Origin of the sequence: Hydromonas duriensis (assembly GCF_004363775.1) — a bacterium.
GTDB lineage: Bacteria > Pseudomonadota > Gammaproteobacteria > Burkholderiales > Burkholderiaceae > Hydromonas > Hydromonas duriensis.
Genome location: NZ_SNZE01000001.1, coordinates 246713 through 260740, shown reverse-complemented (window position 1 = coordinate 260740; position 14028 = coordinate 246713). Strand labels below are relative to the sequence as shown.

The following is a 14028-nucleotide window of genomic DNA, read 5'->3' as shown; positions in this document are numbered from 1 at the left end:
ACTGTTCGCAAGCCTATCAGCGATTGATTAAAGCTTATGACTTGAAATGCAGTATGAGCGGCAAAGGCAACTGCTACGACAATGCCGCCTGTGAGAGCTTCTTCCACACGCTCAAGGTCGAACATGTCTATCGCATTGCCTTTGAGTCAATGAAGCACGCCAGACGCGAAATCTTCTGGTTTATTGAAGCCTATTACAACTTCAAACGCAAACATTCAAAATTGGGATACCAAAGCCCTGTAAAATTTGAATCCGCAGCATCTAAAATAGCTGCTTAAAATGTCCGTTGAAATGAGGACAAATCACAACCAAGTGCTCTACAGTCCTAAACTAAAGTTATAATCTTAAATCAACACAACTCAACGACCACTTTTATTCAATCAAACATCATGAACCAACCCCCTGTCCGTATTTCCCTTATTGCTGCCGTTGCGCAAAATCTCGCGCTGGGCAAGAACAATCAACTGTTGTGGCATCTGCCGAATGATTTGCAATTTTTCAAGCGCACCACGTTGAATCACCCCATCATAATGGGGCGCAAGACGTATGATTCTATTGGTCGTCCTTTGCCTAAACGTTTGAACATTGTAATTTCACGTCAATTTGATTTGTTGATTGAGGGCTGTGTGGTTGTGCCGTCTTTACGCGCGGCCATTGCGCTGGCGAGCCATGTTGAGCACCAGCCAGAGGGCGTTGCGCCTGAAGTGTTTGTGATTGGTGGTGCGCAGATTTACGCCGAGGCATTGCCTATGGCTGCGCGCCTCGTGTTGACAGAAGTGAAACAAAATTTTGAGGCGGATGTGTTTTTCCCTCAATGGGATAAGAATGACTGGCAAGAGGTGTGGCGTGAAAGCCATTATGATGAGGCTTCAGGATTGGGTTATGATTTTGTTGATTATCACCGAAGATAAGCGACTTATGAACTCACTTAAAACCATAAAGCAGCACCCAAGTTGACTTTATAATGACAAAGCCCTTTTCTGATTTTTCTGATGAAAGGGGCTTTGTTGTTGTGGTGGCTCTGCTCTACATGTTCTACAGTAAAAATACCGTTGCTAAACCTAAAAAAATCAAAAAGCCCATGGTATCGGTTGCAAAAGTCAGCAAAACGCTGGAGCCAACCGCGGGGTCTTTGCCCATTTTTTCACGCACCATCGGCACGAGCATGCCCATACCCGCTCCGACCAACATATTGATAAACATGGATGCCATCATAACCAAGCCGAGAGATAAGCTGCCCGAAATCGTATAAGCAAAAATCGCTGCGATTAAACCGCCGCCAATGCCGATTAAACTGGTGACCGCCAATTCTTTACGCACCAAATCACTTAAATTGGCGCCTGTGATTTGTCCCAGTGCCAATGCGCGAATAATCAAAGTCATGGTTTGGTTGCCTGAGTTACCGCCAATCCCCGCTACAATCGACATCAAAAACGCGAGCACAACGATTTGTTGCACAGTGCCATCAAAACGCGATGCCACATAAGAGGCTGTACCTGCCGTAAATAAGTTCACCAGTAGCCACGGTGCGCGATTACGCACGGCGTTGGGGACGGATGAAAATATGTCCTGTTCTTCTTTCAAACCGACTTGGGCGAGGACTTCAGATTCACCTTGTTCACGAATGGCATCGACCACCTCGTCAATGGTCAGACGACCCATCAAACGATTTTGGGTGTCGACCACAGGCGCGCTCATCAAGTCGTACCGTTCAAACGCTTGTGCTGCATCGTCCATGTCATCTAATGGATTCAACTGCAAGACGTCATCACGCATCACATCCGCAACCAAGACATTCGGCTGATTAATCAAGATGCGTTCTAAGCTCAAGCTGCCTTGCAACACCCCCGCTTCGTCGACCACAAAAATTTGGTCAATTTGCTTAGGCAGTTCATCCATGGCACGCAGTTGTTGCAACACCAATTCCAGTGTCATATCGGCACGGACAGTGAGCATCTCAAAGTCCATCGCCGAGCCAACCGAGTCATCGGGGTAGCTCATGACGGCGCGCAGTTGCGCTCGTTCTTCTAAGGGTAAGTTTTCGGCGACTTCCTCGACGACTTCACGGGGTAAATCATCGGCGAGTTCGGCAATTTCATCGGTGTCTAGGCTCTCCGTCGCTGCGACCAACTCTTGACGGCTCATGTCAGCAATCAAGGTTTCGCGCACTGAGTCGGAGACCTCAAGCAGAATTTCACCATCGTATTCGGGGTTGACTAAGCCCCAGACATGCAAACGCTCTTCCAACGGCAATGCTTCGAGCACGTACGCCACATCGGCGGGGTGCAGCCCCTCCAGAACCCAACGTAACTCAATGTTTGCGTTGATTAGGGGTTTTCCCATCGACTCCTGTTCATCCTGAGGCAGATGAGATTGAGATTTACTGGGCTTGGCCTCTTCCCAATCGAGCAAGGTGTAAACGAGCGCGAGTGCTTGGGCCGCATGTTCTGTTTCCAAGCGGTGTCTTGCCTCCGACGTTGGAGGTGCATTTTCACTTTTAAAATTGTCGTTTAACTCATCCATTGAATTTCTTTCTTATACTTTTGACTTCACTCGGGTGACCAAAGCCACGCCAATCAAGGCACAGATAAACGCAAATACGTGCGCCGTCGTGAGCGACTCTTTAAACCACAGCACACCAATGGCGGCGCTGGCTATGGGCAACGCCACGGTCATGACGCCCGCACGGTTCGCGGGGATGTGCTTTAAACCACGAAACCACAACCACGGAGCTACTTGGCTGGCGGCAATCGCATACACCGCGAGAAGCAGCCACGCATGCAACGGCACGGCGGCCAAGTCCATTTGACTGGTTTGCCACACACCGAGGGGCATGCTCAACAGCAAGCCCGTGCTGTTCATTGAGACGGCAATTTGTTTGGCACTAAAGCTGCCCGTCAAATATTTCGCCCCAACCACGTACATCGCTTCACAGCCCAACGCACCCACCATCAACGCATTGCCTAAAAAAGTTTGATGCGCATCGGCCTTATTTAAACTTAAACTCGCCACCCCTGCCACCGCCAACACGATGGCCAGCAAGACGGCACCACTTAAACGCTCTTTCAAAAACCACACCGAAAACAATGCAATCGTTGCGGGCAATAAACTCATGATGATGCCTGCCGCCGAAACCGAGGTATTCGCCACGCCAAACAGCATGCAAATCGTGAATAAAAAATTACCAAAAAAGGACATGCTAAACAAGACCCATTTATTGGTCGTAGTCAAACCACGCCACTGCCCCCGCCATTCAAGCAACCAAGGCGCCATCGTCACCGCCGCCATGATAAATCGCAACCACGCCAAAGCAAATGGCGGAAAATAAGGCAATAGTGCTTTGGAAAATGCCACATACGCGCCAACGAGTAACATCGAACAAGCGAGTAAAGCGTATCCACGGAATGAAAGGGTTGCGTTCGAAGTCAAGGAAGCCTCTTTTTAAGCAGTACAGTCCAATCGAGTTGAAAAATTGGTCGAATGAATCGGTTTAATTAAGCGTTATAAAAACTACTTATAAGCCACTTATTAGAAGCAGACTTCGCCCAAGAAACAAATTTTTAAATCCACTCTAAATGGTTTGACACAGCCAACCCCGAAATACTTCGACGTGGCATCATGAGGCACTTACGCCCCTTCGTCATCAGGAATCTGCGCCGCACCCATGCGTTTTAAAATCACATTCGCACGGCGGCCGATGCGTGGACTTTTTCGGTTGGCATCGTAATATTTAGGCGCAGGCAACATCACTGCCAATTTAGCCGCTTGTTGTGCGGATAACTTCGCAGCAGAACCATTTTTAAAGTAATGCGCGGCGGCGGCTTGAGCACCAAAAACCCCCTCACCCCATTCAACCGAGTTCAGGTAAATTTCCAAAATACGTTCTTTGGGTAGCATGAGTTCCATGATGTAAGTCATGCCAATTTCCTCGGTCTTGCGCAAATAACTGCGATTGGATGACAAAAACAAGTTTTTCGTCAATTGCATTGAAATCGTAGAACCACCCGCGATGATTTTGCCTTTTTTTTCATTACGCGCACGCGCTTGTTCAATTGCATTCCAATCCACACCGTCATGCTCAACGAAGCCCGCATCTTCTGAAGTCACCACGGCCTTTTTTAAATTATCAGAAATGTCGCCGTAATCCACCCACTCGCGCTCTAGGCTCGGCTTGAGTTGTGTGATTAACAAGCGCATTTGCTCTGCCTTCATAAACGCCGTGAACGGTTGAACGCCCATGCCATACAATGCGAGCCAAACCACGCACCATACTTGAAAAACCACACCAACGGCAATGACAGCCAAAATATAGGGCTTTATCCATGTACGCCACATTTTAAAATCCTTTATGCGGAGGATGAGCGATTAAATCACAGGTATCAGGTGCAACCCCGTGCCAAATTTCAAAGCTTTTTGCCGCTTGCTCGACCAGCATTCCCCAACCATCCGCAGTACGAGCACCCAACTCTTGCGCCCATTTTAAAAACGGCGTGATTTTGCCATACATCATGTCGTACGCCAGCGCACCTTGAGCGAAACCAACGCCATTCGGCGGAGCAAAATCACCTGTCAAGCCTGTTGCAGTTGCGTTGATGACAATGTCATATAAACAACCTGTGGACGATGAAGATTGTGCGTCAGTCTCAAAGGACCACGCTCGCCAATCCAAATGTGTCGAAAGCAGCTCATTGACAGCAAGCTGTTGCGATACACATTCTTCTATTAAACGCTGCGCCGTAACTTCGGTTCGATTGACAACTGTAATCTGCGCTGGACGTTCGTCCAATAACGAAGGCAAAACCCCACGCGCCGCACCACCCGCACCCAGAATAAGAATTCTTTTATCGGTCAACGACAGATTCAAATTGCACTTCAAATCATTCACCAAACCGATGCCATCGGTATTGTGCCCCATGCAACCCGCACCCGTAAAATTAAGGGTATTCACCGCCTGAGCCCACTGCGCTTTTGCGCTTAAGCTGCCTGCGGCGTAATCGAATGCCGCCAATTTAAAAGGCACGGTCACATTCAAACCTCGATAACCCAGCGTCCGCAGTTCGTTCACGCACTCAACAAACCCATCGGGCGTAGCCAAAACCCGTTCGTACACCAAGTCGATGCCAAATTGTTTCGCAAACGCCACATGAATATCAGGTGAACGACTATGGGCAATGGGGTTGCCGATGACCGCGAAGCGAAGCGGCGTGGCTTGAGCAGCAGACATAAAACATTTTCCATAAAAAACGACGAGCACATCACCCGTCAGATACGCTCGCCATTGTAGCGCAGCCGTGGCACAAACCCAAGAAATTGTGCTACAATTTCGCACTGCTTCATCGAGGAGCGTTGCGACGTGAAGGACGTTAATTCCATCCGCCAGGCTCGATGTGGTTTTTGAAAACGACGCTCACTTCTAATTATTCAACATTAGACGTGAGTGTCTTTTTTTATGGCTGTACAAAATAAAAAAAGATAAACACGGCTGCCTTTTTAGGAAAAATCATGGCTTATATCACTGAAAACGCCCATATCGCTGACATCGCACTCGCCGCATGGGGTCGCAAAGAACTCAACATCGCTGAAACTGAAATGCCTGGCTTGATGGCTCTGCGCACTGAATTTGGCGCATCAAAACCACTCAAAGGCGCGCGCATTGCGGGTTCTTTACACATGACGATTCAAACCGCGGCATTGATTGAAACTTTGCAAGCCTTGGGCGCAGAAGTGCGTTGGGTATCGTGCAATATTTTCTCCACTCAAGACCACGCCGCTGCAGCCATCGTTGAAACAGGCACGCCTGTGTTCGCCTACAAAGGTGAATCACTGGAAGACTACTGGGCGTTCACTCATAGAATTTTCGACTGGGGCAATGGCCAATACGCCAATATGATTTTGGATGACGGTGGCGATGCAACCATGTTGTTGATTATCGGTGCTCGTGCCGAAAAGGACATCAGCGTTCTCGACAAACCCAGTTCTGAAGAAGAAACGATTTTATTCGCCTCCATCCGCGCTCAATTGGCGCAAGACCCAAAATGGTATTCAACCCGTTTGGCCTCTATCAAAGGCGTGACCGAGGAAACCACCACGGGCGTGAAGCGTTTATATGCTTTGGAAGAAAAAGGCGATTTGCCTTTCCCAGCGATTAACGTCAACGATTCTGTGACCAAGTCTAAATTCGATAATTTATACGGCTGCCGCGAATCATTGGTTGACGGCATCAAACGCGCCACTGACGTGATGATTGCAGGTAAAGTGGCGGTGGTTTGTGGCTACGGCGATGTGGGTAAAGGTTCAGCTCAATCTTTGCGCGGACTGGGCGCGACGGTCATGATTACCGAAATTGACCCCATTTGCGCATTGCAAGCGGCCATGGAAGGCTACCGTGTTGTCACTTTAGATGATGTTGCGCATCAAGCCGATATTTTTGTCACGACCACAGGTAACTTCAACATCATCACCCGTGCGCACATGGACAAAATGCGCGACCAAGCGATTGTGTGCAACATCGGGCACTTCGATAATGAAATCGATATCGCTGGCATCAAAGACCTCGAATGGGACAACATCAAACCACAAGTCGACCACATCGTGTTCCCTGATGGTAAGCGCATTATCTTGCTGGCAGAAGGTCGTTTGATTAACCTCGGTTGCGCCACAGGTCATCCATCATTCGTCATGAGCAATTCATTCACGAATCAAACTTTGGCACAAATCGAGTTGTTCCAAAATGGCGACAAGTACGACAATAAAGTCTATGTTTTGCCCAAACACCTTGATGAAAAAGTCGCGCGCCTCCACTTAGAGCGCATCGGTGCTAAATTAACCGTGTTGACCGATGAACAAGCGGCCTATATTGGCGTGAAAAAAGAAGGCCCTTACAAGCCTGAACACTACCGCTATTAATGTATGCTTGCACGTAGGGCAAGAGGAAACTACCCCTGCCTTACGTGCATTTTGCTTGCCATAAGCGGCCGCAACTGATGCGTGTGTATCACTTACCGAGATATTTCAAAGAAATATTTTTAAAAGCATTGAACAGGAGAACAGCATGACTAAATGGCTACTTTTGTGGGCTATCAATACTGCGGCTTTGATGGCGTTACCCTTCTTTTTCAGCGGCATTCACTTTTCTGGATGGCAAGCTGCTTTTGTTGCCGCCGCCGTTTTGGGGCTCCTCAACACCATCATCAAGCCCATCGTCATTATCCTCACCTTGCCTTTGCAAATCCTCACGCTCGGGCTGTTTACTTTAGTGATTAACGCCGCAATGATGATGCTGGTGGCGCGCTTCACCCAAGGTTTTTTGGTGGACTCCTTCGGCACGGCTTTTTTAGCTTCTGTCGTTTACAGCTTAATTTCATGGGCTGGGGCTTCCATCCTATTGCCTGCCGCAAAGGAATAAAATGCCCCGCATTGACCAAGTGCTTGTCACTCAAGGCCTCGCCGAAACACGCTCCCATGCTCAACGCTTAATTGCCAGCGGGCGGGTGCGCTTGAATATCGGCAATGATTGGCAACTGATTAATAAACCTGCTTATGTCATCACTGACGATGCCCTTCTCGAAGTGGCTTCTTCTGATGTCGATAAGTATGTCTCGCGGGCGGGCATTAAATTGGCGGGCGCTTTGGCTCACGTCAAACTGGATGTCAGCGGCATGCGCAGTCTGGATTTAGGTACGAGCACGGGTGGCTTTGCGGATTGTTTATTGCAAGCGGGAGCGACGCAAGTTGTTGGTGTAGACGTTGGACATGGGCAGTTGCATCCATCATTGGCCAAGCACTCAGGCTTAACTGTTTTTGAAAACACCAACGCGCGCTACTTAGACAGTGATGTACTGAGCGATGCGTGGCTTGACTTTAAGTCAGACACGAGTTCAGATGCTGAGGCGGTTTGTCATGATTTTGACTTGGCGGTCGCCGATTTATCGTTCATTTCTTTGACTAAAGTGTTGCCCATTTTTAAACAAGAGGTTTCAAAACCATCTTTACTCAAAAATGGCGGATACCTGCTCGCGCTGGTCAAGCCCCAGTTTGAATTGACCGCTGATGATTTAAGCAAGGCAGGACTGGTGAAAGACCCTGCTAAGTACGCACAGGTTCAGGCGAATATTTTGGCCGCCTGCGCTGAAAATGATTTAACCGTGCTGGACTATTTTGACAGCCCCATCACAGGTACAGATGGCAATCACGAGTTTTTTGTGTTTGCCCAACAACAATTTTGAAAGAATGACATGGCCATTCAAATCCCCATCAGCTTTGAATTTTTCCCACCCAAAACCCCCGAAGGCGAGCAAAAACTCAATCAAACCATTTCTGATTTAAGCGGCTATCACCCAGAATTTTTCTCTTGTACTTACGGAGCGGGTGGCTCGACTCAAGACGGCACCTTCAAAACCGTTGCGCACATTCGCAGTTTAGGCTACGACGCCGCCCCGCATTTATCATGCGTTGGTTCGACCCGCGATCATATTGCGCAAATTTTACAAGAATTGAAAGCACAAGGCGTGCGCCGCATCGTTGCGTTGCGCGGCGATTTGCCTTCGGGCATGGGTGGCACGGGCGAATTGCATCATGCCAACGATTTGGTGAGTTTCATCCGCGAACAAACAGGCGACTGGTTTCACATCGAAGTCGCTGCCTATCCTGAATACCATCCACAAGCGCGCAGTCCTGCGGATGATTTAAAGCATTTCATCAATAAAATGAATGCGGGCGCAAACTCCGCCATCACTCAGTATTTTTATAATGCGGATGCCTATGAAACATTCGTCAATGCGGTGCGTGCGGCGGGTGTGAATGCACCCATCGTCCCTGGCATCATGCCGATTACCAATTACAGTCAATTGGCGCGTTTTTCAGATGTGTGCGGAGCGGAGTTGCCGCGTTGGGTGCGCTTGAAGCTCGCCAGTTTTGGCGATGACCGTGCGTCCATTCTGGCTTTTGGGCAAGATGTGGTGTCACACTTGTGCGAACGCTTAATTGCATTGGGCGCACCATCCTTACATTTTTACACGCTCAACCAAGCCAAACCAAGTCTGGCGATTATTGATGCCCTGTGATGCGTTTTTAACCATGTGAAAAAGTCCATCATAAATGATGGACTTTTTCATGTGACAATGATTGAAACCATTGTTGTCATTTACACCAGAATCATAAACGCGACAAATGACTCAATGATTGTCTTAAGGATTGTATGGTCTTATGGTTGATAATTGCTCGCCATCACACCACCTGCAACCCCCGCCACAAACACATCTTCTGTCACTGAGTCCACCCGAATGGTGCGGGCACACGCGCGACCATCTTGCTTAAAGGCATGTAGGTTTTCTGGAGCGATGTACACGGCGATGGCATCGCCCACGACATGCTTGGTGTCTCCAGATTCACGTACCGTCACCGTTTCTTCTGCGTCAGGCATACGGATGTACAAATAAGAAGACTCGCCTAGTTTTTCAATGAACTCGACTTTGCCGTGCACCACATTCTCGCCCTCGCCTTGGACGACCTCGGTATGCTCTGGACGAATGCCAATTTCCAATGGCGTGCCAACTGGCATGCCAACTGCATTGATGCGTGCTTTGCATAATTGACCTGCGATATTGACCACCGCCATGTCAGGTTCTGCTCTTTCCAAAACCGCATTGATAAAGTTCATTTTAGGCGAGCCGATGAAGCCCGCCACAAATTTATTGACAGGGAAATGATACAACTCGAGAGGCGCACCACATTGAGCGACAGAACCGTCGCGCTGCACGGCTTCGCCGCTATTGAGCAAAAGGATTTTATCTGCCAACGTCATGGCTTCCACTTGGTCGTGCGTCACATAAATCATGCTGGCGTGCCCCATGTCTTTATGCAAACGAGCAATTTCTATGCGGGTTTTTACGCGCAAAGCTGCATCCAAATTCGACAAAGGCTCATCAAATAAGAATACGCCTGGCTCTCGCACAATCGCTCGACCAATCGCCACCCGTTGACGCTGACCGCCCGATAATTCTTTAGGTAGACGTTCAAGTAAATGATCTAGCTGCAATATTTTTGCAGCGTACCGCACTTTTTGATCCACCGTACTGTTGTCTGTTTTTGCGACTTTTAGACCAAAGCCCATATTTTCATAGACCGTCATGTGCGGATACAAAGCATAACTTTGAAACACCATCGACACACCGCGCTCTGAAGGCGCAGTTTCATTCACGCGCTTACCGCCGATTTGCAGCTCGCCACTGGTGATGTCCTCCAAGCCAGCCACCATGCGCAACAGGGTGGACTTACCACATCCAGATGGGCCTACAAACACACAAAACTCACCGTCTTTGATGTGTAAATTCACGTCACGAATGGTGTATGGGTTGTCTCCGTAGCGTTTATGCACGCCTTTAAAAATCAGTTCAGCCATTGTTTATTTTCCTTTTTTTTAAATGCAGGTGTTGTTTCATGTGATTCGTTAAATCCACGCCACCACGGTTTGCCACGCGCCCAGAACCAAGTCCTTTTGTCCCACGCTCGCAGCTAACTTTGTCTGCGGAAAATCCGCTAATTCTTGTACCCTAACCTCATCGGGCAAATGGTAGGTCATTGCCTGCGCCGATAAATTAAACGCGCACAGCATGCGTCGCCCGTCCAACTCTCGAACAAACACAAGCGCATCGCCTTGTGCGGGCAAAACCGTCATGCTGCCCTTGAGCAAGATGGGCAATTGCTTGCGCTTATGTAAGCATTCACGATAAAAATTCAACAAGCTGCCTTCAATTTCTTGTTGGTCCACAGCCAATTCATAGTGTGTGTGCGCAACAGGCAACCACGTCTTTTCAGTCGAACTAAAGCCAGCATGGAGTTGGTCTTTCTCCCACGGCATTGGCGTTCGACAGCCATCTCGCCCCTTAAAAGCAGGCCACATGGTGATGCCATACGGGTCTTGCAATTGCTCAAAGGTCAATTCGGCTTCTGGCAAGCCCAGCTCGTCTCCTTGATAAACACATGGACTGCCTCGTACACATAACTGCATGGCCGCATACGTGCGTAACGCCGCACCATCCGCCGACCATCGAGTTGCCAAACGTTTGACATCATGATTGGACAACGACCACGAGGGCCAACAACCTTCTGTGGCGCGGGACTCATACTCATCAACCGCACTGCGCACATACGCGCCTTGATGCTCTTCGCCAAGCAGTTTGAATGAATACGCCATGTTCAATTTGTCAGCACCTTCGGTGTAAGCAATCATAATCCCCACTGGGTCATCATCGCCCAATTCGCCGACGGTCATAATGCCTGGGTACTGATCCAAAAATTCCCGCAGCTTTTTAACAAAAACAATGTTCTCCGCTTGAGATTTATCAAATCGATGATATTGCCAAGCATACGGATTGCTACTCGGTGCGCTGCCGTCCTCGGTTTGTGGTCGGCCACGGGGCGGGTTGTTACGCAATTGTTTGTCATGCACATAAAAATTAGCGGTGTCCAAGCGGAAGCCATCCACCCCTAAATCCAACCAAAACATCATGACGCCAAACAAAGCCGCTTCCACTTCAGGATGATGAAAATTCAAATCAGGCTGACTGGTCAAAAAATTATGCATGTAATACTGCTCGCGCCCCGTATCCCATTGCCAAGCCGAACCACCAAAAATCGAGAGCCAATTGTTCGGTGGTGTGCCGTCGTCTTTCGCATCGGCCCATACATACCAATCGGCTTTCGGATTATTCTTGCTAGAACGGCTTTCAACAAACCAAGGATGCGCATCGGATGTGTGACTCAGCACTTGGTCAATGACCACCCGCAAGCCCAAATCATGAGCTGTTTTAAGCAAAACCTTAAAATCATCCAAAGTGCCAAACATGGGGTCAACTTGGCAATAATCCGACACATCGTAGCCAAAATCTTTCATCGGCGATTTGAAAAATGGCGACAGCCAAACCGCATCCACCCCCAAACTGGCAATGTAAGGTAAACGCGAAACGATGCCTTGCAAGTCGCCAATCCCATCGCCATTAGAGTCCTGATAGCTACGTGGATAAATCTGATAAATCACCGCACCGCGCCACCACTCGGGTTCGTCTTGATTTGCAGAGTGTTGCAAAAAAACTGCCATACCGAAGTTCCTCTTTTTGAAGTCGTTTTGATTTTTGATTAAACGTGGTTAAGTCGATGATTTAATGATATGAATCCATCATCAAAGACATTCCTTAGCCTTTGACCGCCCCTGCCGTCAAGCCCGATACAATCTTGCGCTGGAAAGTCAGTACCATAGCAATTAAAGGCAAAGTCACAATGACAGACGCCGCCATAATCGTGCCCCACGGCAACTCATGCTCGCTCGCGCCGCTCAATAACGAAATGGCGACGGGCACTGTACGCGTATCATTGCTGTTCACAAAAGTCAGTGCGAACATAAACTCGTTCCAAGCGGCAATAAAGGCCAGCAAACCTGTTGAAACCAAGGCAGGCCACATCAAGGGCATAAACACATCTTTAATGATGCGCCAAGGCGTACAACCGTCCATAATCGCCGCTTCTTCCAACTCCTTGGGCAAGTCGCGCATAAACGTGGTCAACACCCAAACCGTAAAAGGCAAGGTGAATATCATGTACGGCAAAATCAACCCCAACGTTTTGCCATATAAGCCAAAGGCACGCATCATTTCAAACATGCCCGACAAAACAGCCACTTGCGGGAACATCGACACCGCCAACACCACCATCAGCAAAAAACCGCGCCCTTTAAAATTCACTCGCCCCAACGCATAAGCAGAGGTCACGCTGACAAACAACGACACCACAACCACCAGCGTAGCGACCATGACAGAATTCCACAACGAGCGAACAAACGACTGATTGCTGTTGGAAAATAAATCCGCATAGTTTTTAGTATCAAAACTATTGAACATAATTGATGAATCGTACAACGCCGCCCCCGTGCGAAACGAGGTGATAATGGCGTAGTAAAATGGAAATACAGAAAATATAACCACCACCGCAACCAGCAGCCAAAATCCAATCCGATACCCTAGATTTTTAAACATGACATCCCCTTTGTGTCGACGCTTGTTCGGCCTGTTGACCTAAACAAACGTGCCTTAAAATGCTTGTGCTATTAGTCAACCTTCAGCTTGCTAAATTTCATGTAAGCCACTGTGCATGCGCCGATAATCAAAAACAGTACCGTTGCCGCCGCAGAACCAAAGCCAACATTGGCGTTATCAATCATCTCTTGACGCACATAACCCGACATGCTGATGGTGTCTTCACTATTGGAGGTCAAGACATAAATCAAATCAAATACCCGTAGCGCGTCGAGCAAGCGAAATATCACCGCCACCATTAAAGCAGGCTTAATCAAGGGCAAAGTGACCTTAAAAAAGACTTTGACAGGGTGAATGCCGTCCACTTGTGCGGCTTCATAACAATCTTTAGGCAACATTTGTAATGCCGCCAAAACCAACAAAGCCATAAAAGGCGTGGTTTTCCAGACATCAACAAGCACCACTGAAAACATCGACAAACTTGGATCCGCCACCCAAGCCCTAGGCTCCATGCCGAACCAACCCAAAATATAGTTAATCACACCAAACTGGTCATTGAGCATCCAGCCCCACATTTTGGCAGATACAATCGTTGGAATCGCCCAAGGCACCAGCACCGCGGCGCGCACAAATGCCCGACCTTTAAACTCGGCATTCAAAATCAATGCAACAATCACGCCCAAAACCGTTTCTAGCGTGACTGAAATCAAGGCAAAAAGCAGGGTATTGCCAATTGCATGCCCCCATTTTTCTTGAATTAAAGTTTTACCCGTGGCAAATAGGCCGTACTCACCGAAATAATTTTCCAAACCAATAAATGTGCTGCCACCTTTCATGGTATCGATGGTGGCATCGGTGAAGCTAAACCAAATGGTTCGCATCAACGGCCAACCCGCAACACAAAATAAGATGACGAGCATGGGTGCTAAAAACACCCATGCGCTGCGCTCGCGCTGGCGTGTTAATGCACTTCTCTGAGATTGACTCATGATAAGGTCTC

General features: G+C 48.4%; 14 protein-coding genes and 1 riboswitch. Of the genes, 6 read left to right on the top strand and 8 right to left on the bottom strand.

What is annotated here, in order from left to right; genetic code table 11:
- Together DFR44_RS01190 and DFR44_RS01185 are read left to right on the top strand one after the other, a co-directional pair.
- Positions 1–278, top strand: a 278-nt coding sequence (locus DFR44_RS01190; protein ID WP_162845109.1) for an integrase core domain-containing protein, incomplete at its 5' end; no start/stop codon positions are given.
- 111 nt (positions 279–389) lie between these two features.
- The gene (locus DFR44_RS01185) at positions 390–911 is read left to right on the top strand and encodes a dihydrofolate reductase (protein WP_133618869.1); all 522 of its coding nucleotides are present in this window, start codon (positions 390–392) and stop codon (positions 909–911) included.
- 124 nt (positions 912–1035) lie between these two features.
- Here the strand turns inward: DFR44_RS01185 and mgtE are convergent, their stop codons facing one another.
- The 4 genes from mgtE to aroE all read right to left on the bottom strand — a co-directional run bounded on the left by mgtE (position 1036) and on the right by aroE (position 5224).
- Positions 1036–2523, bottom strand: a complete 1488-nt coding sequence (gene mgtE, locus DFR44_RS01180) for a magnesium transporter (protein WP_133618868.1) — start codon at positions 2521–2523, stop codon at positions 1036–1038.
- A gap of 12 nt (positions 2524–2535) precedes the next feature.
- Positions 2536–3429 (bottom strand): DMT family transporter, encoded by an 894-nt coding sequence (locus tag DFR44_RS01175; RefSeq protein ID WP_246012006.1) that lies wholly within the window; start codon positions 3427–3429, stop codon positions 2536–2538.
- Between the two features lie 198 nt (positions 3430–3627).
- The gene (gene mtgA / locus DFR44_RS01170) at positions 3628–4335 is read right to left on the bottom strand and encodes a monofunctional biosynthetic peptidoglycan transglycosylase (protein ID WP_133618867.1); all 708 of its coding nucleotides are present in this window, start codon (positions 4333–4335) and stop codon (positions 3628–3630) included.
- Between the two features lies 1 nt (position 4336).
- Positions 4337–5224, bottom strand: a complete 888-nt coding sequence (aroE, locus tag DFR44_RS01165) for a shikimate dehydrogenase (protein WP_133618866.1) — start codon at positions 5222–5224, stop codon at positions 4337–4339.
- A 108-nt stretch (positions 5225–5332) separates the two neighbouring features.
- A riboswitch (S-adenosyl-L-homocysteine riboswitch) is annotated at positions 5333–5416 on the top strand.
- An 86-nt stretch (positions 5417–5502) separates the two neighbouring features.
- On the opposite strand from aroE, the gene ahcY reads away from it, so the two are divergent.
- The 4 genes from ahcY (at position 5503) to metF (ending at position 9062) form a co-directional block, all read left to right on the top strand.
- On the top strand, positions 5503–6906 hold the full coding sequence (gene ahcY, locus DFR44_RS01160) for an adenosylhomocysteinase (RefSeq protein WP_133618865.1): 1404 nt from the start codon (positions 5503–5505) through the stop codon (positions 6904–6906).
- A 145-nt stretch (positions 6907–7051) separates the two neighbouring features.
- On the top strand, positions 7052–7405 hold the full coding sequence (locus DFR44_RS01155; RefSeq protein WP_133618864.1) for a phage holin family protein: 354 nt from the start codon (positions 7052–7054) through the stop codon (positions 7403–7405).
- A 1-nt stretch (position 7406) separates the two neighbouring features.
- On the top strand, positions 7407–8225 hold the full coding sequence (locus DFR44_RS01150) for a TlyA family RNA methyltransferase (RefSeq protein ID WP_133618863.1): 819 nt from the start codon (positions 7407–7409) through the stop codon (positions 8223–8225).
- A gap of 9 nt (positions 8226–8234) precedes the next feature.
- Positions 8235–9062, top strand: a complete 828-nt coding sequence (gene metF, locus DFR44_RS01145) for a methylenetetrahydrofolate reductase [NAD(P)H] (RefSeq protein WP_133618862.1) — start codon at positions 8235–8237, stop codon at positions 9060–9062.
- Positions 9063–9202: 140 nt separating this feature from the next.
- On the opposite strand, the gene DFR44_RS01140 is transcribed toward metF, so the two are convergent.
- From DFR44_RS01140 to DFR44_RS01125, 4 genes are all read right to left on the bottom strand, one after another.
- Positions 9203–10399 (bottom strand): ABC transporter ATP-binding protein, encoded by a 1197-nt coding sequence (locus DFR44_RS01140; protein WP_133618861.1) that lies wholly within the window; start codon positions 10397–10399, stop codon positions 9203–9205.
- Between the two features lie 48 nt (positions 10400–10447).
- A complete protein-coding gene (locus DFR44_RS01135) occupies positions 10448–12097 on the bottom strand; it encodes an alpha-glucosidase family protein (RefSeq protein WP_133618860.1) in 1650 nt (549 codons plus the stop codon).
- Between the two features lie 94 nt (positions 12098–12191).
- Entirely contained in the window at positions 12192–13028 is an 837-nt protein-coding gene (locus DFR44_RS01130; protein WP_133618859.1) for a carbohydrate ABC transporter permease, read from the bottom strand.
- 71 nt (positions 13029–13099) lie between these two features.
- Positions 13100–14017 (bottom strand): carbohydrate ABC transporter permease, encoded by a 918-nt coding sequence (locus DFR44_RS01125; RefSeq protein WP_133618858.1) that lies wholly within the window; start codon positions 14015–14017, stop codon positions 13100–13102.
- Positions 14018–14028 lie beyond the last annotated feature (11 nt).